This is a genomic window from Aeromonas tecta (assembly GCF_000820185.1).
Lineage (GTDB): Bacteria > Pseudomonadota > Gammaproteobacteria > Enterobacterales > Aeromonadaceae > Aeromonas > Aeromonas tecta.
Map to the genome: position 1 here is coordinate 205,644 of NZ_CDCA01000036.1, position 20,448 is coordinate 226,091.

At 61.3% G+C, this 20,448-nt stretch carries 17 protein-coding genes; 14 read left to right on the plus strand and 3 right to left on the minus strand.

Features of this window, described 5'->3' with window-relative positions:
* Nucleotides 1-177 precede the first annotated feature (177 nt).
* Nucleotides 178-1,005: a peptidoglycan DD-metalloendopeptidase family protein gene (locus tag BN1137_RS15920; protein WP_050719535.1), complete on the plus strand. Its 828-nt coding sequence runs from the start codon at nucleotides 178-180 to the stop codon at nucleotides 1,003-1,005.
* A 98-nt stretch (nucleotides 1,006-1,103) separates the two neighbouring features.
* On the opposite strand, the gene BN1137_RS15925 is transcribed toward BN1137_RS15920, so the two are convergent.
* Nucleotides 1,104-2,441 (minus strand): MATE family efflux transporter, encoded by a 1,338-nt coding sequence (locus BN1137_RS15925; protein WP_050719536.1) that lies wholly within the window; start codon nucleotides 2,439-2,441, stop codon nucleotides 1,104-1,106.
* Nucleotides 2,442-2,596: 155 nt separating this feature from the next.
* Here BN1137_RS15925 and mscM point away from each other — a divergent pair, with 155 nt between their 5' ends.
* The 10 genes from mscM to BN1137_RS15975 all read left to right on the plus strand — a co-directional run bounded on the left by mscM (nucleotide 2,597) and on the right by BN1137_RS15975 (nucleotide 15,104).
* A complete protein-coding gene (gene mscM, locus BN1137_RS15930; protein ID WP_050719537.1) occupies nucleotides 2,597-5,869 on the plus strand; it encodes a miniconductance mechanosensitive channel MscM in 3,273 nt (1,090 codons plus the stop codon).
* 26 nt (nucleotides 5,870-5,895) lie between these two features.
* Nucleotides 5,896-6,573 carry a glycerophosphodiester phosphodiesterase gene (locus tag BN1137_RS15935; protein ID WP_050719538.1) on the plus strand — a complete coding sequence of 226 codons (678 nt, stop codon included), beginning with the start codon at nucleotides 5,896-5,898 and terminating at the stop codon, nucleotides 6,571-6,573.
* A gap of 158 nt (nucleotides 6,574-6,731) precedes the next feature.
* Nucleotides 6,732-8,609, plus strand: coding sequence for a methyl-accepting chemotaxis protein (locus tag BN1137_RS15940; RefSeq protein WP_050719539.1), 1,878 nt, complete (start codon nucleotides 6,732-6,734; stop codon nucleotides 8,607-8,609).
* A gap of 515 nt (nucleotides 8,610-9,124) precedes the next feature.
* Complete coding sequence (gene frdA, locus BN1137_RS15945) at nucleotides 9,125-10,984, plus strand: fumarate reductase (quinol) flavoprotein subunit (protein WP_232306955.1); 1,860 nt, start codon at nucleotides 9,125-9,127, stop codon at nucleotides 10,982-10,984.
* Nucleotides 10,977-11,711 carry a succinate dehydrogenase/fumarate reductase iron-sulfur subunit gene (locus tag BN1137_RS15950; RefSeq protein WP_050719540.1) on the plus strand — a complete coding sequence of 245 codons (735 nt, stop codon included), beginning with the start codon at nucleotides 10,977-10,979 and terminating at the stop codon, nucleotides 11,709-11,711. Before frdA ends, BN1137_RS15950 begins: the two co-directional genes overlap by 8 nt.
* Before the next feature lie 16 nt (nucleotides 11,712-11,727).
* Nucleotides 11,728-12,126 (plus strand): fumarate reductase subunit C, encoded by a 399-nt coding sequence (locus BN1137_RS15955; RefSeq protein ID WP_042652718.1) that lies wholly within the window; start codon nucleotides 11,728-11,730, stop codon nucleotides 12,124-12,126.
* 10 nt (nucleotides 12,127-12,136) lie between these two features.
* A complete protein-coding gene (frdD, locus tag BN1137_RS15960; RefSeq protein ID WP_050719541.1) occupies nucleotides 12,137-12,493 on the plus strand; it encodes a fumarate reductase subunit FrdD in 357 nt (118 codons plus the stop codon).
* Nucleotides 12,494-12,753: 260 nt separating this feature from the next.
* Nucleotides 12,754-13,476: a nucleoside recognition domain-containing protein gene (locus BN1137_RS15965; RefSeq protein WP_050719542.1), complete on the plus strand. Its 723-nt coding sequence runs from the start codon at nucleotides 12,754-12,756 to the stop codon at nucleotides 13,474-13,476.
* On the plus strand, nucleotides 13,473-13,940 hold the full coding sequence (locus BN1137_RS15970) for a YjiG family protein (protein ID WP_050719543.1): 468 nt from the start codon (nucleotides 13,473-13,475) through the stop codon (nucleotides 13,938-13,940). The genes BN1137_RS15965 and BN1137_RS15970 overlap by 4 nt, the downstream gene beginning before the upstream one ends.
* 39 nt (nucleotides 13,941-13,979) lie before the next feature.
* The gene (locus BN1137_RS15975; protein WP_050719544.1) at nucleotides 13,980-15,104 is read left to right on the plus strand and encodes a M20 family metallopeptidase; all 1,125 of its coding nucleotides are present in this window, start codon (nucleotides 13,980-13,982) and stop codon (nucleotides 15,102-15,104) included.
* Between the two features lie 54 nt (nucleotides 15,105-15,158).
* Here the strand turns inward: BN1137_RS15975 and BN1137_RS15980 are convergent, their stop codons facing one another.
* Together BN1137_RS15980 and BN1137_RS15985 are read right to left on the minus strand one after the other, a co-directional pair.
* The gene (locus tag BN1137_RS15980; protein ID WP_050719545.1) at nucleotides 15,159-16,385 is read right to left on the minus strand and encodes a winged helix-turn-helix domain-containing protein; all 1,227 of its coding nucleotides are present in this window, start codon (nucleotides 16,383-16,385) and stop codon (nucleotides 15,159-15,161) included.
* A 66-nt stretch (nucleotides 16,386-16,451) separates the two neighbouring features.
* Nucleotides 16,452-17,093, minus strand: coding sequence for a class I SAM-dependent methyltransferase (locus BN1137_RS15985; protein ID WP_050719546.1), 642 nt, complete (start codon nucleotides 17,091-17,093; stop codon nucleotides 16,452-16,454).
* Between the two features lie 240 nt (nucleotides 17,094-17,333).
* Here BN1137_RS15985 and BN1137_RS15990 point away from each other — a divergent pair, with 240 nt between their 5' ends.
* From BN1137_RS15990 to BN1137_RS16000, 3 genes are all read left to right on the plus strand, one after another.
* Nucleotides 17,334-18,152 (plus strand): SDR family oxidoreductase, encoded by an 819-nt coding sequence (locus BN1137_RS15990; RefSeq protein WP_050719547.1) that lies wholly within the window; start codon nucleotides 17,334-17,336, stop codon nucleotides 18,150-18,152.
* 86 nt (nucleotides 18,153-18,238) lie between these two features.
* Entirely contained in the window at nucleotides 18,239-18,931 is a 693-nt protein-coding gene (locus tag BN1137_RS15995) for a response regulator (protein WP_050719548.1), read from the plus strand.
* Nucleotides 18,928-20,385 (plus strand): ATP-binding protein, encoded by a 1,458-nt coding sequence (locus tag BN1137_RS16000; protein WP_050719549.1) that lies wholly within the window; start codon nucleotides 18,928-18,930, stop codon nucleotides 20,383-20,385. Before BN1137_RS15995 ends, BN1137_RS16000 begins: the two co-directional genes overlap by 4 nt.
* The last annotated feature ends 63 nt before the right edge of the window (nucleotides 20,386-20,448 follow it).

A 20,448-nucleotide genomic window follows, 5' to 3' on the forward strand; every position in this document is an offset into this window, starting at 1 on the left:
TTTCATTCAACAACCAACCACTAGTGATGTATTAGTAAATAGCACAGGCTAGTCAAACCTGCTCGCTGCCGGACAACATCTTTCTCCGACGCCCTTGTCCAGAGCGACGGACAGCCCGACGGGAATGTGGCATCATTTTCCCCCTAAAATCTCATCCACCTTCTCGATGGAGCCGCCATGCGCCGCTTGTTTTTCTTCGTTTTGCTGCTCGGCAGCACCCAGCTCTATGCCGAGCCCGGCTTCATCAGCCGGCTGCTCAATCACCCTGTGCCCGGTGGCGTGGCCGTGGTCTCGCTGGGGGATAGTGCCCAGGCCCCCAGCGCCCGTTATCAGGACAAGCCGGTGCTGGTGGTGCGGGAAGAGGGACGTCATTGGATAGCCATCGTCGGCATCCCGCTCAAGAGCGCGACCGGCCCCCATCAGCTGACGGTGAATGATGGCCGCAAGCTCAGCTTCCAGGTCGGCGACAAGCACTATCGCGAACAGCACATCAAGTTGAAGAACAGCCGTCAGGTCAATCCGCTGGCCGAGGACATGGTGCGCATCAATCGCGAACTGGCCGAACAGACCAAGGCCTATCAGACCTTCAGCCCCACCCAACCCAGCAACCTGCTGTTTGACAAACCGGTCAACGGCCCGCTCTCCAGCCCGTTTGGCCTGCGCCGCTTCTTCAACGGCGAGGAGCGCAACCCCCACTCGGGTCTGGACTTCGCGGTCGGCGCCGGCACCCCCATCAAGGCGCCGGCGGCGGGCAGGGTGATCCTGATCGGCAACTACTTCTTCAATGGCAACACGGTATTTGTTGACCACGGTCAGGGGCTGATCAGCATGTTCTGCCACATGTCCAAGATCGATGTGAAGCTGGGTCAGAGCCTGCTACGGGGCGGTATCGTCGGCCGGGTCGGTGCCACCGGTCGCGCCACTGGTCCCCACATGCACTGGAACGTCAGCCTCAACGATGCCCGTGTCGACCCCGCCATCTTTATCGGCGCCTTCAAGCCCTGATAAGACTCGCTCATGCATGCAGAAGAGGCAGCCTGGGCTGCCTCTTCTTGTTTGTTTGCGGAGTGGTCAACGCCGGCCAGCCATGGACCAAGCGCTATTTAGCTCGAACTGGCATGCAGACCCGCCTCCTTGCGCATGGCTCGCCACATCACCAGCACCAGCACTGTGCTGCAGGTCGGCAACGCCAGCCAGACTCCGGATACCCCCCACAGGGAGGAGAAGCCCCACAGGAAGCCACCGATCAACACCAGCTTGCCACCGGTGAGCAGGGAGGCGATGCGGGCCCGGTTGATGGCCTGGAAGTAAGTCGCCCCCACCAGCAGCAAACCTTCCATTGGCAGACCCCAGAAGTAGAGCCAGATGCCGAGGGTCGCCACCGGCAACAGGGCCGCGTTATCCCCTGCAAACAGATAAACCACTGCCTCAGGCCACAGATAGAGCGGGATCATGCCGCACAAGGCCACCACCATGGTTACTCCTAGCGCAAGGTTACGAATTCTCAGCACCCGCTGCCATTGCCCGGCCCCGGCGTTGAAGCTGGCGATGGGCTGGATGCCCATGGCGATCCCCTCGAAGATGAGGTAGAAGAAGGCCTCGCTGTAGCTGATGACCCCATAGGCGGCCACGTGCAGCGAACTGCCGACCGATAGCAGCGCCTTGTTGTGCAGCGCCAGCACCACCGAGAGGTAGAGGTACATCAGGAAGCTCGACACCCCGAGTCGCAGGGTCTCACCCATCAATCGCCAGTCCGGCACCAGCGTATCCCAGCGAATGCGCAACTGGCTGCGGGGGGTGAAGAAGTGCCACAGGCAGAGCCCGCCGGTCACCGCCTGGGAGAGCATGGTGGCAATGGCCGCCCCCGCCAGCCCCCAGGGGATCACCACCATCAGCAGGTAGTCGAGCAAGACGTTGAGCACGCCGCCCCCGACCAGGATCCAAGTCGTCAGACCGGGTCGTCCATCGTTGCGCAGCAGGGCAGTGAACGCCATGGAGAGCACCGCGAAGGTTCCGAGCCAGGAGTACCACTGCAGGTAGGCGAAGCCGGCATCGAAGATAACCCCCTCGGCCCCCATCCAGGCCAGCATGGCGGCGCCATAGCGGATGCCGATAAAGGCGAGCACGGCAGACGCTATCAACACCATCACCAGTGCATTGCCGACGATATGGCGTGCCTTTGCCTGCTCCCCTTTGCCGAGATAGAAGGACGCCAGCGACGAGGAGCCCATGCCAATCAAGGCCCCCACCGCGTAGAGCACGGCGCAGATGGGATAGGCCAGCATCATGCCCGCCAGCCCGTCTTGCCCCAGAATATGACCGACGAAGATGCCATCTATGGTGACATAGACGCCGGTGACCAGCATGGCGGCCACCGTCGGCGTGACATAACGCAGGAAGAGGCGAGAAAGGGGCGCCGTGCCCAGATCGAGGGTGGACATAAGATGCTCTGCAGCAGGGGAAATGAGCGGGATAATAGCCAAACAAGGCCCTGTTAGCCCGTTATTTATGTTGCGAATCATTAATATGGAAGACTTTACCCGCCCAGGCCCCTGCTTTAGGCTAGGGCGACTTCTCATGAACGGAAACGTGCGCCATGTTGCAACGCCTGCTCTGTCTGATGCTCTGTCTCAGCCTGCTCCCCTTTTTCGCCCAGGCCGATGATGCCATCACTCAGGTTGAGGAACTGCTGCAGAGCGTGCCCAAGGCCGATGCTCCTGAAAACCAGAAACTGCGGGAGAGCTACCAGCAGGCGCTGCAGTATGCCCGGGATGCCCAGCGTTACCGGGAACAGGCCAAGGCCTATCAGCAGCTCCTCATCGACTACCCCAAGGAGTCGGCTCGCCTCAAGGAGAGCCTGCACAACTACCAGCCCCAGTCCCGTCCTCCGCTCTCCTCCCTGAAAGAAGAGGCGCTGAGCCAGGCCATCAGCCTGAGCAGCAACCGCCAACTCAACCTGCGCAAGGAGCGCCAGGCAGTCACCGACGGCCTCAATCAGCTGGAGAGCACCGGCCAGGAGTATCACCTGCGGGTCGATGAGCTGCGCAAGCAGCTGCAACAGACCCGTGCCCTGCTCGATCGCCTGAGCTTTAGCAGCGAATCGGATCGTCTGCAGGAGGCCCAGCAGCTGGCGGCCAGGCTCAAGGAGCAGAGCCTGTCTGACCGGATCCAGATGCTGGAGCTGGAGCAGCTCTCCGCCCAGCAACGCAACGATCTCGGCAAGCTGAAGCTGCAAGAGCTCAACCTCGCCATCACCGATGAGGATGAGTGGCAAGCCAGCCTGCTGACCCAGCAGAACCAGTTGCGGCGGGAGAAAACCGAGCAGGCACTGGCCGAGAGCGAGCGACTGCGCAAGCAGCTCACCTCGGACTTGCCCCTGCTGCAGGAGCAGCAACAGCAGAACCAGGCGCTCTCCATCCAGCTCGGTGCGCTGGAGGATCAGATTGAGCGGGTGCAGGACGAACAGCGCGGCATCGATCAATCTCTGTCCGGCCTGAACGATCTGGTCAATTCGGTGCGCGAACAACTGGAGTGGTTGCAGATCAGCAACGCCTATGGCGAGAACCTGCGCAGCAAGCTGGCCGATCTGCCCGCCTACTTCCCGCTGGATATGCTGGAATCCGCCATCGTCAAGGCGCGCATGGCCAAGTATCAGTACGAGACCGAGCAGGATGCGCTCAAGGATCCGGCCCAGGTGCGCAACAACCTGCTCGGCAACGACGGGGTGACCCTTGACAGAGCCCAGCGCTCGGTGCTCGACAACCTGCTCAAGGCCAGACGGCAACTGCTGACTCGCCTCAACGAGGCCTCCGATACCCTGATCCAGGAGCAGACTCGCCTCAAGCTGCTCTACAGTCGCCAGAACAGCAAGATCGACGAGATCCGCGAGATCAGCGCCAGCCACCTGTTCTGGATGCCGGATGTGCGCCCCTTGAGCCCGGCCGTGCTGCTCGGCATCCCCGCCGCACTGGGACTGGCACTCGATCCCGCCAACTGGCTGCAACTGCCAAGAGCCATCGCCGACAACAGCCCCATGAGTCTGACCCTGGCCGGGATAGGTCTGCTGGTACTGGCCTGGTGCTGGGTGAAACTGGCCCGTCACCTGACCCAATACAGCCAGTACATAGCCCCGCGTATCGGCAAGGTGACCCAGGACAAATTCAGTCTCACCAGCCGGCTGCTGATGCGCTCCCTGCTCGCCGCCCTGCCCCTGCCCGCTATGGTCGTGATGGTGCACGGTCTGCTGGACAGTGCCTGGCAATATCCGTTCGCGGTGGCGGTGGCCCGCGGCCTCGGCGAGATCTGGTTCCTGCTGCTGGCATTGCTGGTCGCCCGTCATCTCACCCTGGACAACGGGATCCTGATCCTGCATTTTCGCTGGCAAAAAGAGCGGGTACAGCGGGTATGGGGCCAGTTCCGCACCCTGCTGCTGGTGCTGATCCCCTGTTTCTTCGTGCAGGGCATGGCGAGCAGCTATCAGGAGCATGCCTTCTACGACACCCTGGGTCGACTGGCCTTCACCGTCGGCGCGCTCTGGCTCTTGCTGTTCTTCGCTCGCCTCAATCGGGAGAAGCTGCCGCTCACCTGGGGCCAGGCCGACATGAGCAAGCCGCACCTGTTGCACCACTTCATCTGGAACGGCCTGATGCTGGCCCCGCTGCTGGCGGTGCTCGGCTCCCTGTTTGGCTACTTCTATACCTCCCGCATCCTGCTGCGCCAGCTCGAGCTGAGCCTGCTGATGGGGCTGGGTTGCCTGCTCGCCTACTACCTGGCCCATCGCTGGATGCTGATCCAGCGCCGCCGCCTCGCCTTCGATCGCGCCAAGCACAAGCGGGCCGAGATCCTGGCCCAGCGGGAGCGGGATGAGGATGATTTGAGCTCCGAGATCCCCGATGCGGTGGAAGAACCGGAGCTGGACTTGGACATCATCAGCGCCCAGTCGTTGGGGCTGGTGCGGACCCTGCTGATGCTGGGTTTCACCATGCTGGTGGTGGTGCAATGGTCCGATCTCAACTCGGCCTTCAGCTTCCTGAGCAACATCGAGGTGTGGCAGGTGAGTAGCAAGGTGGCCGGCATCGAGCAGCTCTCCGCCATCACCCTGCAGGATCTGATGCTGACCGCCTTCGTCTTCATCCTGACCGTGGTCACCGCCCGCAACCTGCCGGGGCTGATGGAGCTCAGCCTGCTCCAGCACCTGAGTCTCTCCCCTGGCACCGGCTTCGCCCTGACCACGGTCAGCAAGTATCTGGTGCTGCTGATTGGGGCCCTCACCGGCTTCTCCATGCTCGGCATCGACTGGTCCAAGACCCAGTGGCTGGTGGCGGCACTCTCGGTGGGACTTGGCTTCGGCCTGCAGGAAATCTTCGCGAACTTCGTCTCCGGCCTCATCATCCTGTTCGAGAAACCGATCCGGCTCGGCGACACCGTCACCATTCGCGATCTGACCGGGACAGTCACCAAGATCAAGACCCGCGCCACCACGATCGTGGACTGGGATCGAAAGGAGATCATCGTCCCCAACAAGGCCTTCATCACCGAGCAGTTCATCAACTGGTCTCTGTCTGATGCCATCACCCGGGTCAAGTTGCGCATCCGCATCGGCCTGACCCAGGAGCCCAAGCGGGTGCAGCAACTGCTGGAGCAGTGCGTGCGTGAATCCACCCTGGTGCTGGATACCCCGACCCCTGAGGTATTCCTCATCGAATTCACCGACTCGGCCCTCATCTACGAGATCCGGCTCTACGTCAACAACATGGATCACCGGATGCCGATCACCCATGAGGTCCATTCGCTGATCCTGGAAAAACTACATCAGCTGGGCATGCACCTGCCACACCAGCAGATCGATATCAGGATGAGTCGGGGCTGAGCCCAGGCAACAACAGGAGCCATACCATGCAGATCATTGCCCACAGGGGCGCCAGCGGACTGGCGCCGGAGAACACCCTCAGGGCGATGGCCCTGGCCATCGAACTCGGCGCCAGCGCCATCGAACTCGATGTACAGTGGGCCGACGGCGAGTTGTGGGTCTTCCACGACAGGCGCCTTGAGCGTTGTACCAATGGCCACGGCGTGCTCAGCGCACAGTCCCGCGCCTATTTGAGTAGCCTGGATGCCGGTCAGGGGGAGCAGATCCCGACCCTGTGGCAAGTGATGGCCCTGATTGCTGGGCGCTGCGAGCTGCACATCGAACTCAAGGGCCCCCAGACCGCCGAGCCGGTAGCGGCGCTGACCCGCCGCGCCGAGTCAGAACTTGGTTTTCGTCCGGCCCAGTGGGTCATCTCCTCCTTCCATCACCCTGAGCTGGCACACTTTGCCCAACTGCGGCCAGAGCTGCGCCTCGGCGCATTGACCGCCAACTTGCCGTTGCAGCATGCCCAGTTTGCCGAGCAGTTGGGCGCCTGGTCGCTCAATTGCGATGTGGATTTTGTCGATGCGGAGCTGGTGGCGGATGCCCACCGACGAGGGTTAAGGGTTCTGGTCTATACCGTCGATGAGGTGACCGACCGGGACACACTCGCAGCCATGGGTGTCGATGGCATCTTTACCAACCGACCAGATCGATTCAGCTGAGTATCGGCGCGGCCTGGCGGGCCATTGGGAGGTGAAAAAAAACATAAAATTCGTGCGCATCGGGATATATAAAGTGCCAGTTCGGCCGATACATAATTGGCCCATAACAATAACAGACACCACACAGATCTCAGATTGACGCTCACAAGGATGTACACATGAATCTATCCATCAAGAACAAACTGGTCCTCGCCATCGGGGCCATCATTCTGGTCATCACCGGCCTGCAGGTCTGGTACAACACCTCCCAACTGCGCAGCGAGACCCAACGGCTGATCTGGAGCTTCATCGACGACAGCTCCGCCGCCAACGTGAAGGGGATCTCCCGCTGGCTGGATGCCCGCGTCAGCATGGTGACCTCCACCAAGGAAGCCTTCGCCAAGGAAGACGAACCCATCAGCCATCTGGCCCAGTCCATGAACGCAGGCAACTTCGATCTGGTCTATGTGGGCACCAAGGATGGCAAGATGATCCAGGGCAAGCCGACCGACTTGCCGGCTGGCTATGATCCGCGCCAGCGCCCCTGGTACAAGGACGCCATGGCGGCCGGCAAGCTCGCCATCACTCCCCCCTACGCCGACGCGGCCTCGGGCAACCTCATCATCACCATCGCCGAGCCCTTCAGCCGGGGTAACACCCAGGGGGTGATCGCCGGTGACGTCTCCATCGATGGGCTGGTGCGCGATGTGCTGGCCATGAACTCCGAGGGCACCTACGCCATCCTGGTGGACAGCAATGGCACCATCATCGCCCACCCTGACAAGGCGCTGACCCTCAAGCCGGCCACCGCCCTCTCCCCCGAGCTGACGGCGGCCAAGGTCAACGAACTGGCCCATGACCACACCATCTCCGAGATGGCGATCAGCGGCAAAGCCAGCGTGTTCGATCTCACCGAGATCCCCAACACCAATTGGTACTTCGGCATCGTCGTTGACGAGGCGGTGGCCTACCAGTCCGTGTCGCGCATGGTCACCTCCGCCCTGTTGCAGGGGCTGCTGACCATCCTCATCGTCGCGGGTTTCTCCTACGTGGCCATCAACAGTTCCCTGGCACCGCTGAAAACCCTGGGAGATGCCATCGCGGATCTCTCCCGTGGCAATGGCGACTTGACCCGCCGCATCAAGATCGAGCGTGAAGACGAGGTCGGCACCGTCGCCAAGCACGTCAACACCTTCATCGAACGCATCCACGTGATGGTGCAGGACATCTCCAACTCCTCAGGTCAGCTGAACCAGCAGGCCAGGTCGTCCCACGACATGGCGGAGAAATCTAACCAGGGGCTGGCCCGCCAGCAGAACGAGATCTCCCAGATAGCGACCGCGGTGCACGAGATGTCCGCCACCGCGGTGGAAGTGGCCAGCAACGCCGAGCAGACCGCCGATGCGGCGCGCAGCAGCTCCAGCAGTTGTGAACACGGCAAGCAGGTGATCGCCCGCAACCAGCGTTCCATCACGGATCTCGCCACCCAGGTCAAGCAGGCCTCCGGCATCATCCAGGAGCTGGAGAAGAACGCGCAGGAGATCAACACCATCCTCTCCACCATCCAGGGCATCGCCGAGCAGACCAACCTGCTGGCACTGAACGCCGCCATCGAGGCGGCCCGGGCCGGTGAACAGGGTCGCGGCTTTGCTGTGGTAGCCGACGAGGTGCGGGTACTGTCCCAGCGTACCCACAGCTCCACCGTCGAGATCCGCAGCATGATAGAGACCCTGCAGCGCAATACCCAGGGCGCGGTCAGCACCATGCACGAGGGTCAGCTACTGGCGCAAAACAGCGTGGAAGATGCGAACGATGCCACCCAGGCGCTGGAGCAGATCACTACCTCCATCAACCAGATCTCCGACATGGCGACCCAGATCTCCAGTGCCGCCGAGGAGCAGCGGGCGGTGACCGACGAGGTCAGCCGCAACATCCAGGCGGTCAAGGACGTGTCTGACGAGCTGGCGGTGGATGCTGACAGCTCCCGCAATCTGTCGGCCCAGCTTAAAAATATTTCAGGTGAACTGAACAACCAGGTCGGCATGTTCCGCATCTGATCGGGTTACGAAACAAAGGGGCCATCCAGGCCCCTTTTTTCAATAAAACCTTTTTGTTTCAGTGGTTATAATCATCTTTCAACCCCCGCCCTGCTGTGATCCCGCTCTCCATTCAGGTAACATTCAGACGCATACGAGTCCCTCTCCAGTTATATTCGCATTACTTTTTTGAAGCCTTTGTGGCACAAGCACCATGCGAATAATTATTATTAAATATTTTTGATAAAAAACTTAAAAACTTTATGGGTAATACCTAAAAAGAGAGGCATTTCTCATTTTTTTGAAAGAAAACTACGTACAATCTTGGAGTTAAAACAATCAGAGCAATGATTACGGCTGATCCTGATCACTGATGGATGGCGATAATGACGGCATTTTTATCCAAGGAATGGGGTAGTTGTAATAAAAACTACCGTTGCCAAGCACTAAAACAAACCAGTTTGACTTGCATCAAGCCTGAATTTTTTTCATAGAGCAAAATCGTGCCCAGCAAATCTATCCCTAAGGAGGCAGATGTGGATATTATCAAGACCGATGTCGCCATCATCGGTGCCGGTGGTGGTGGCCTGCGTGCCGCTATCGCCATAGCAGAGGCTCACCCCGATCTGGAGATCGCCCTGATCTCCAAGGTCTATCCGATGCGCAGCCACACCGTGGCCGCAGAAGGTGGTGCCGCCGGTGTCGTCCGCGACGATGATTCCCTCGAAAACCACTTCAACGACACCGTATCCGGTGGCGACTGGTTGTGTGAGCAAGACGTCGTGGACTACTTCGTCAACAATGCCACCAACGAGATGATCCAGCTGGAGCACTGGGGTTGCCCCTGGAGCCGCAAGCCGGATGGCAAGGCGAACGTGCGCCGCTTCGGCGGGATGAAGATCCCCCGCACCTGGTTTGCCGCTGACAAATCCGGTTTCCACATTCTGCACACCCTGTTCCAGACCTCCATCAAGTACCCGAGCATCAAGCGCTTCGACGAGCACTTCTGCATGGACTTGATCGTGGAAGACGGCCGCGTGCAGGGCGTCCTGACCTTCGATATCCAGAATGGCATCACCCGCTTCATCCAGGCCAAGTCTGTCATTCTGGCCACCGGTGGCGCCGGCCGCGTGTATCGCTACAACACCAACGGTGGCATCGTCACCGGTGACGGCATGGCGCTGGCCTACCGCCACGGTGTGCCGCTGCGCGACATGGAGTTCGTCCAGTATCACCCGACCGGTCTGCCGGGCACCGGCATCCTGATGACCGAAGGTTGTCGTGGTGAGGGTGGCATCCTGGTCAACAAGGATGGCTACCGCTACCTGCAAGACTATGGCTTGGGCCCGGAGACCCCGGTCGGCCAGCCGAAGAACAAGCACATGGAGCTGGGTCCGCGCGATCGTCTCTCCCAGGCATTCTGGCAAGAGCAGCAGAAAGGCCGCGTGATCCAGGGCCCCATGGGCGACGTGGTTCACCTCGACCTGCGCCACCTCGGCGAGAAGTACCTGAAAGAGCGTCTGCCTTTCATCTGCGAACTGGCCAAGGCCTACGTGGGTGTGGATCCGGTCAAAGAGCCGATCCCGGTACGTCCGACCGCCCACTACACCATGGGTGGCATCGAGACCAACGGCCAATGCGCAACCCGCATGCCGGGTCTGTATGCCCTGGGCGAGTGTGCCTCCGTCGGTCTGCACGGCGCCAACCGCCTAGGCTCCAACTCCCTGTCCGAGATAGTGGTATTCGGCAAGGTGGCCGGTGAGCACGCCGGTGAGTTTGCCAAGACGCAAACCCACGGCAACACCCAGGCGCTGGCGGCCAAGGCCGAGCAACTGATCAAGCAACACCTCTCCTTGATGGACATCGACGGCACCGAAAACCCGGCCGATATCCGCAACGAGTTGGGTCTGTCCATGGAAGCCGGGGTCGGTATCTACCGTACCGAAGAGCTGATGCAAGGCACCATCGACAAGATCAACGAGCTGAAGGCCCGTTACAAAAAGGTCAAGATCAACGACAAGTCCTCGGTCTTCAACACCGATCTGCTGTACGCCATTGAACTCGGCTACATGCTGGACGTGGCCGAAGCCATGGCCCATTCCGCCATCAACCGCAAAGAGTCTCGTGGATCCCACCAGCGTCTTGACGGTTACGAAGAGCGGGATGACGTGAACTACCTCAAGCACTCCCTCTCCTTCTACAACCAGGAAGGCGCCCCGACCATCGATTACTCCGATGTGAAGATCACTAAATCCCAACCGGCTAAACGTGTCTATGGCTCCGAGGGTGAGCAACAAGACAAGGCTAAACTGGCAGCGGGCACTGAGTCCCAACCGGTTAAACCAGTACACGGTTCCGAGGGTGAGAAACAAGACGAGGCTAAGAAGAATGGCTGAGATGATCGAAATTGAGATCCTGCGCTACCGCCCGGAGCAGGACAACGAGCCCTGGATGCAGACCTTCCAGGTGCCTTACCTGAAAGAGATGTCCCTGCTGGACGCCCTGCAGTACATCAAGGATCAGCTGGACTCCACCCTGAGCTTCCGCTGGTCCTGCCGGATGGCGATCTGCGGCTCCTGCGGCATGATGGTCAACGGTATTCCGAAGCTGGGTTGCAAGACCTTCCTGCGGGATTACCTGCCGGGCAAGATGAAGATCGAGCCGCTCAACAACTTCCCGATCGAGCGCGATCTGGTAGTCGACATGTCCGACTTCATCGAGAAGCTGGAGAGCATCAAGCCCTACATCATCCCGTCTGAGCCGCGCAACCTGTGCGATGGAGAGTACATCCAGACCCCGGCTGACATGGCGAAGTATCACCAGTTCTCCATGTGTATCAACTGTGGTCTGTGCTACGCCGCCTGCCCGCAGTACGGCATCAACAAGAAGTTCACCGGTCCCGCAGCCCTGGCCTTGGCCTATCGCTACAACGTCGACAACCGCGACGGCGCGTCCAAAGAGCGGATGAAGATCATCAGCCAGGACGAGGGCGTCTGGGGCTGTACCTTCGTGGGTTACTGTTCCGATGTCTGTCCGAAGGGCGTGGATCCGGCCGCCGCCATCCAGCTTGGCAAGGTCGAGAGCGCCAAGGACTACATGATCGCCATGTTCAAGCCGGATTGAGACCAGGAGTGAGACCATGAACAACACCAATAGCAAACGTAAGCCCTACGTGCGCGAAATGAAGAAAGACTGGTGGCTGAAGAACGCCTTCTACACCGGTTACATGATCCGCGAAGGCACCAGTATCTTCGTCTCCATCTACGCCGTGGTGCTGATGTGGGGTCTGCTGCGACTGGTTCAGGGTCAGGAAGCGTTCAACGGCTGGCTGGAATCCCTGCAAAGCCCGATCGCCATCCTGTTCCACGTCATCGCGCTGGCAGCCTGCCTGTTCCACGCCAAGACCTGGTTCGCCCTGGCCCCCAAGGCCATGCGTATCTTCCGCGGTGAAGACCTGGTGCCGGAGAAGCCGATTGTCATCGTCCAGTATGTGGCGCTGGCGGTGGTATCCCTGCTTGTTCTGATCATCGTGGCCTGAGGAGAAAATCATGAGACGTTCTGACGAACCGATTTACTGGGGACTCTTTGGTGCAGGTGGCATGGTCGTTGCCATGCTGCTGCCGGTGATGGTGCTCATCACAGGTCTGCTGGTGCCCATGGGCATCATGGACGTGGAGACCATGAGCTACGAGCGCGTGCTCGCCTTCGCCAGCTCCTGGTGGGGTGCCTGTATCCTGCTGGTGATCATCGCCCTGCCCATCTGGCACGGCATGCACCGGATCTACCACGGTCTGCACGACCTGGGGATCCACACCACCAAGCTGCACCACTATGTGTTCTATGGCTTCGCCTTCCTGGTGTCTGCCATCACCGTCGGTCTGCTGATGGTACTGGTGTTCCAGTAATCCCATCGACCGCATCGAAAACCGGGCTCAGCGCCCGGTTTTTTTATGGCCGCCATTTAGCTGCCGCCGCCGACCTTCCCTCCTGCCTGCAAATACGCCCCAGCTGACAAATTAATATTCTAATTAGTAACAGATCAGCATCACAAAACACTGATAATTATGTCATTTTCAGAACCCTATCTTGACCCCCATCAAGTTCGCAGCACCTCGCTCCACCATAATCACCAACGATTAAATATTTTCTCATATGGAGCTATAAAATGACTGACAAGAAACGCTCGGTGACCCTGGGCAGTTATCTGGCACTGGCCTTTGCCATTGTCTTTTTTTCTGGATTATTACAATCCAATCAATGGTATGGCGTCTTTGACTTCACCACCTTGAACGGCTCGTTCGGCACAGTGGTGCAGAGTGTCAGTGACAATGGTGACGGCATCAAAACCACCATGGCCGATATCCGGGGCAAGGGGGGCAACGGCGCCCGCGACGGCTTCCTGTTCGCTCTGACCCTGATCCCCACCGTGATGTTCGCCCTCGGCATGATCAACGTGCTGGAGCACTATGGCGCGCTGGAGGCCGCCCGCAAGCTGCTGACCCCCTTGCTACGCCCGCTGATGGGGGTGCCGGGCAACACCGGCCTCGCCCTCATCGCCTCCCTGCAGAGCACCGATGCCGGCGCCGCCATGACCCGTCAGCTCAAGGATGAGCAACTAATCACTCAGCGCGAGACCGATGTGTTCACCATGTTCCAGTTCTCCGCCGGCGCCACCATAGTCAACTTCTTCTCCTCCGGCGCCGTGCTCTTCACCCTGACCCTGGCGGACGGATCTCCGGCGGTCAGCTCCTCCATCGGCCTCGCGGTGGTGGTGATGTTTGCCTTCAAGTTCGTCGGCGCCAACCTGTTTCGCCTCTATCTCAACCTGACCGAAGGCAAGTCAGACGAGCGCACCACCACTTCATCCGTCCAGGAGCAAGCCAAATGAGCCAGGCCAACGTCAAGAAACCCATCGTCACCGACATCTTCGTCGAAGGGGCCAAGAAGGGCTGGGTGATCGCCACCACCTCCACCGTGCCCAACGTGCTGATGGCCTTCGTCATCATCAAGGCGCTGCAGATCACCGGCGCCCTGGGTGCCATGGGCACCCTCTTCGCCCCCATCATGGCCGTCTTCGGCCTGCCGGGTGAAGCCGCCGCCGTACTGATCGGCGCCTGGATGTCCATGGGCGGCGCGGTTGGCGTGGTGATCACCCTGTTCGATCAGGGCATCCTGAGCGGCACCCAGATCGCCATCCTGGCGCCGGCCATCTACCTGATGGGCTCCCAGGTGCAGTACGTGGGCCGCATCCTCGGCTGCATCGGCACCGAGGGACGCTACATCCCCATCATGATCGCCATCTCGGTGTTCAATGCCCTGGGCGCCATGCTGGTGATGAACCTCATCCTCTGACCCATTCAGCCAATGGCGCTACGGCGCCTGGAGTAGCCAATGACTTTTTCTCTTAATGACTACCTGGCCGAGCTGGCCCCCCTCATCAACCTGGATTGCGGCTCCTTGCACAAGCCCGGCATCACCCGGGTCGCCGAGCTGATGGCGGCCAAATATGAAGCCATGGGTGGCTGGCACATCAAGCGGGTCGACTGCGGTGTCGCGGGCCCGGGGCTGGAGATCCGCAACCAACCGGATGCTGCGCACATCGATGTGATGCTGATAGGCCACATGGACACCGTCTTCCCCCTCGGCACCGCCGCGGCCCGTCCCATGACGAGCGATGGCGAACGGGCCTATGGCCCGGGCGTTTCCGACATGAAGTCCGGCCTGCTCAACATCGTCTATGCCCTGCGTACCCTGCCCCCTGCGGTGCGGGATCGCCTCAGCATCTGCGTCTGCATGAACCCGGACGAGGAGATTGGCTCCCTTCACTCCAGCGACTGGCTGGCGGGGGTAGCCCGCCAGGCTCGCCACGCGCTGGTGGCCGAGGCGGCTCGCGCCGATGGCTCCCTGGTTAAGGCCCGCAAGGGGATGGCGCGCTATCGCATCGATTTTAGCGGCAAGGCGGCCCACGCTGGCAACGAGCCCGAGAAGGGGCGCAGCGCCATCTCGGAGCTGGGTCACTGGATCCTGGCCATCAACGCCCTCACCGACTTTGAGAGTGGCACCACCCTCAACGTCGGCATGGTGCAGGGAGGCAATGGCGCCAACATAGTGCCGGCCGAGGCCAGTGCCGTGGTGGACGTGCGCTTCTGGGACAATCAGGCCTACCAGCAGATAGACGATCGGTTGCAAACCCTGAGTGCCCGCCCCCACCTCGATGGCGTCAGCATCAGTCTGACCCGGGAGGCCCACAAGCCCGCCATGGTGCCGTCGGAAGGCACCATGGCACTGATGGCCCTGGTGGAGGAGTGTGGTGATGAGCTGGGCTTGCCCATTCGCTGGCAAGCGGTCGGCGGTGGCTCGGATGCCAACCTGACCGCTTCTCTCGGCATCCCCACCCTGGATGGACTTGGCCCCATCGGCGCCGGTTTCCACAGCGAGGAGGAGTATCTGGATCTGGCTAGCATTGAACCCCGCATAGCCTTGCTGCAGCGGCTGCTGACCCGGTTGGCGGGCTGAACCTACGCCCCTTGATAACAAGCCAGCCGGTTCGCACCGACTGGCTTTTGTCGTTTAGGCGGGCCGGCGTGAGGCCTGCCACTGCGCCTGCAGGGGCGCCGGGATGGCACCAAAGCGCAGGTTCGGGGTCTGGTGCCAGTCGGCGAGCTTCTGGATAGCCTTGAAGAGATCCAGGGCCAGGCTCTGACTCACCTTCACCCCGTCCTCCAGATAGAGGCTCTTGATCTCGAACACCCCCTCCTTGCGGTGGGCCTTGGCATCGAGGCGGCCCACCAGCTTGCCACGGCGCAGCAGGGGCAGCACGAAGTAGCCGTATTGGCGCTTGGGGGCCGGGGTGTAGCACTCGATCCGATAGTCAAAGTTGAACAGCTCACTGACCCGTTTGCGATCCCACACCAGAGGATCGAAGGGGGACAACACGGCGCTGTGGGTCGCCTTGAGCGATCCCGCTTGGGCCAGCGCCAATGCGTCCGCCAGTGAGGCGTGCACGAAGGCGCCATGCTGCCACCCCTCCACCCGCACCGGCAGCAGCTCCCCCTCGTCCGCCAGCCGATGGAGCAAGGCATCGTACTTGCCACGGCGCAGCCGATAGTAATCCGCAACCCAGCCGGTCTTGACCAGCCCCAGCGCCCGGCAACTGGCACGCACCATGTCTCGCTGCACCTGCGCCTGGCTCGGCAAGTCCCGCCTATCGTCCCAGTCCGGCCGTACCCGCTCGGCGAGATCGTAGATGCGCTGGAAGTTGTGGCGCTCGCTCACCATCAGCTGGCCCGCGGTGAACAGCACCTCGAGGTGGCGTTTCTCGGGTTTCCAGTCCCACCAGCCGTTGCCCTTCTGCCCTTTGCGCTCAAAATCGCTGGCCCGCACCGGCCCATCCTGGCGCACCCGCGCGAGGATCTGCCCTATCTCGTCTTTATGGGTCTCGAGCCACTGGGCGGAGAACTTCCAGCCCATGGCAGCGGGATCCAGCATGCGGTGGCGCAGCAACCGGTAATCCTCCCGCGGCACGAAGCAGGCCTCGTGGGCCCAGTATTCGAAGATCTCCCCTTGCGCCAACAAGCCATCCAGCCAGCTCGGCTCGTACTGACCGAGCCGACTGAACAGCACCAGATAGGGGCTGCGCGCCACCACCTGGATGGTGTCTATCTGCAATAGCGCCATCTGGCGAATGCAGGCCAGCACGTCGGCGGGGACCGCCTTGCGTTTGGGGGGAGTGAGCAGCCCTTGCGCCGCGAGCTGCAGGTGACGGGCGTCTTGCAGTGAAAGGTGGGGGATGGACATGGGCACCGGCTCCTTGGTAACAAGGCTCCCAGCATGCCCAACTCATCACCAAATGAAAACAGGTACTCAGGGCTTGGTCAGCACCACCACATCCGCATGGGGGAAGCTTATTCCGGCCTGCCAGCGAGTCGCCAGGGCGCGAAACGAGGCCTCGGCAAAGAACACGATATGAGTGGGATCGTGGCGATATCGCCACTGCCTGAAGCGCTCATCCTCCAGCACCCGCTGGGTCTGCAACACCAGCAGGCCGCCGGGCTTGAGGCAGTCCCAGAGCCTGTCCAGCACCGCCCTGGGATCGGCGATATGCTCGATCACCTCGGTGCTGGTGATGAAGTCATACTGTCTCGTCAACAACTCAGGCTCGTCGGCGTAAAACTTGTCATAGCCCGCCATCCGATAACCCGCCTCCCGCCCCATGGCAATAAGCGCAGGGCCGGGGCCACAACCAAAATCGAGGCCCTGTGCCGGGGGCGGCACCCGGGCCAGCACCTCCCCGAAGGCGCGCATCAGGAAGGCTCGGTAGCGAGGATCATCCACCTGGTTGTCGTGACCGTCATACACCGCCTTCTCCGCCGCCGGGTCCAGATGGCACGCCGGATCCAGCCACACCAACTCGCAGCCGAGACAGCGATGATAATCCTTGCCGGCAACGGGCAACGGATAGCTCAGAGGATGGGTGCAAAGCGGGCAACAGGGTGAGGATGGCATGGGGGATCTCGCGGTGGACGACTGCCCGGCAGGGTGCCTGCCCCCCGCGCCCCTGACAAGCAATTTTGTCGCATCCCCCTCGCTGCCAGCGCCTCATTATGAGGCGTTATCAATATCTTAAGAGTTCCTTAAGCCTGGTGTTTTATCCTTCGCAGTAACAGGCGCGAAACCGGCACTCGCCATGCTTAGGCTGGCTCGAACCTTATCTCAGCGGGCACCCTCACCGACGGACACCTCATCATGAAACTGCAAGGAAAACTCGTGCTGCTCACCGGCGCCAGCGGCGGCATCGGCGAAGCACTGGCGCAGGAGCTGGCGGCGCAGGGTGCGCATCTGCTGCTGCAGGGGCGCAAGGCGGCCGCCCTCGAGCGACTGCGCAGAGAGTTGTCCCACCCCGAACGCCATCAGATAGCCATCGCCGATCTCGGTTCGGCGTCCGATCGGGCTCGCCTGCTGCAACACCCGGCACTCGATGAGGGGCTGGATGTGTTGATCAACAACGCCGGTAACAGCCAGTTCGCCTGGCTGGAGGATCAGAGTGCGGAGCAGGTGGAGCGCCAGCTGCGGCTCAACATCGAGGCTCCCATCCAGCTCACCCGCGCCCTGCTACCGCGGATGCGCAAACCCGCACTCATCATGAACATGGGCGCCCATCTGGGAGCCGTCGGCCATGCCGGTTACAGCGCCTATTGCGCCAGCAAATTCGCCCTGCACGGCTTTAGCGAGGCATTGGGCCGTGAACTGGAGGGCTCCGGCATCCGGGTGCTCCACTTCGCCCCGCGCACCACCCGCACCCGACTGGACTCCGAGGCCGCCTACGCCATGAATGTGGCCCTCGGCACCCCCATAGACAGCCCCTTTGACGTGGCCGAACACGCCGTCATCGCCTTGTGCAACGAGACTCGCCGCAGCTGGCTTGGCTGGCCGCAGGCCATGCTGGTGCGCCTCAACGCCCTCTGTCCCTGGCTGGTCGACCGTTTGCTGGCCCGCCAGCACGCGGTCATCGAGCGCTATGCCCGCCATGGGCTGATACGCCCCACCGAACACAACGCCAAGTGATCTGAGTCCCACCATCGCACCCGATGATGTAGACTGGAGCCGCCGACCCGCACAGTGGCGGCCTTGATGGATGGAGAGAAGCAAACATGCGGATCCTGCTGGTAGAAGATGATGTGATGTTGGGGGATGGCATGCAGGATGCCCTTCGCCACAGTGGTTACACGGTGGACTGGCTGCAACAGGGCTTGCCGACGCTCGCCGCCCTCAAGAGCGATGAATTTGCCGCCATGATCCTGGATCTCAACCTGCCGGATATCGATGGCATCAGCCTGCTGCGCAAGCTGCGCCGGGAGGGGCATCAGTTGCCCGTGTTGATCCTCACCGCCCGCGATGCCCTCGACGATCGGGTGGTCGGCCTGGATGCCGGCTCCGACGACTACATGGTCAAACCCTTCGCCCTGCAGGAACTCAATGCCCGTCTGCGCGCTTTGGTGCGGCGCAGCAAGGGCCAGGCTCAGGCCTCCCTCGAGTATGGCGATATCCTGATCCAGCCCGATGCCCAGCAGGTCACCTATCAGGGCGAGCTCGTCAGGCTCACCCCTCACGAATACAAGCTGTTGCTGGAGCTGGTCACCCAGTGCGGCCGGGTGCTGAGCAAGGAGCAACTGCAACAGAGCCTCTACGGTTGGGATGAGGGCGCCGAGAGCAACGCGGTGGAAGTCCACATCCACCACCTGCGCAAGAAGTTCTACTCCGAGCTCATTCGCAACATTCGCGGGGTGGGCTACATAGTGCCGCAGCTGGATGTTCCGGCCCCCAAGGGAACCCAGCGCTCATGAGTCGTGTCCGCTCAATTCGCCGCTTCCTGCTCTCGGGCATACTGGCCCTGGTCAGCGTCAGCCTGGCGGTCAGCGGCCTCATCGGCTATCTGGAAGCCAACCACGAGATGGAGGAGCTGTTTGATGCCCGTCTCGCCCAATCCGCCCGCATCACCAACCAGCTGTTGCTGGGCTACATGGAACAACACCAGCGCCTGCCTGCAGACGGTGCCATCTATGAGGAGTGGGAGCAGAGCGCCCCAGAGCAATATCAAAAAGATCCCAGCCTCAATTTGCTGGCGCGGGACCGGGAGTTCACCCCCTACGGCCACGAGTTTGAACGCAACCTCTACTTCCAGCTGCTGAGCGAGCAGGGTGCCATACTGCTGCGCTCCCCCAGTGCGCCGCGCCAGCCGCTGACCACCCTGGAGCGCGGCTTCAACAGCGAGACCAAGGATCACCACGAGTGGCGTACCTTCACCCTCTACAACGAGGAGCAGCGCACCTGGCTCATCGTCGCGGAGCGGGACGACGAGCGCGGTGAGCTGGCCAGCACCATGGCCACCCTGACCATGCTGCCGCTGTTCATCACCCTGCCCTTCCTGCTCGGCCTGCTGTGGTGGCTCGTCTCGGCGGGTCTCTCTCCACTGCGCCAGGTGGCGCAAGCCATCAGCGAACGCCATCCCGCCAACCTGAGTCCGCTCAATCTGACCATCAAGGCCGAGGAGCTGGCGCCCCTCGTCAACGAGATCAACCGGTTGATGCACACCCTGGCCGACACCATAGAGCGGGAGAAACAGTTCACTAACGAGGCTGCCCATGAGCTGCGCACCCCGCTGGCGGTACTGCGCATCCACAGTGAGAACGTGATGGCGGCCGAAGACGATACCAGCCGCGAGCAGGCATTGGCCAAGATGCTGCTGGCGCTCGATCGCAGCGATCGCCTGATCCGTCAGCTGCTGACCCAGGCCCGCATCGACAACCAACAGGCACCGGCGCTAAACAAGCTGGATCTGAGCCCGCTGTTGCAGAGCACCCTGGCCAACCTGGCCCCGCTCGCCCTGAAGAAGGGGCAGCAGCTCTCGCTGGAAGGGGCCGAGCACTTGCAGGTGATGGGACAGGCCGTGCTGCTGGATCTGATGTTCAGCAACCTCATCGACAACGCACTGCGCTACACCCCGGATAACGGCGAGATTGCGGTGGTGATAGAGGCGGAAGGAAACAGGGTCAGGGTGGATGTCAGAGACAGCGGCCCGGGCATTCCGACCGCCGCCCTCTCGCGCCTGTGCGAGCGCTTCTATCGGGTCAATCCCCAGCAGGGGGACGGGGTCGGTCTCGGCATGGCCATAGTCCGGCGCATCGCCGAGCTGCATGGCGCGGATCTCGATATACACAACCGGCCTCATGGAGGACTGGAAGTGAGCATCTGGCTGCCCATTCCCCATCCCATCGATGCGCCGCCTGCCCATTCCTGAATGCAAAACGGCCCTTCCAGGGCCGTTTTGCATCAACAAGAGAGCAACTCTTCGCCGGCAATT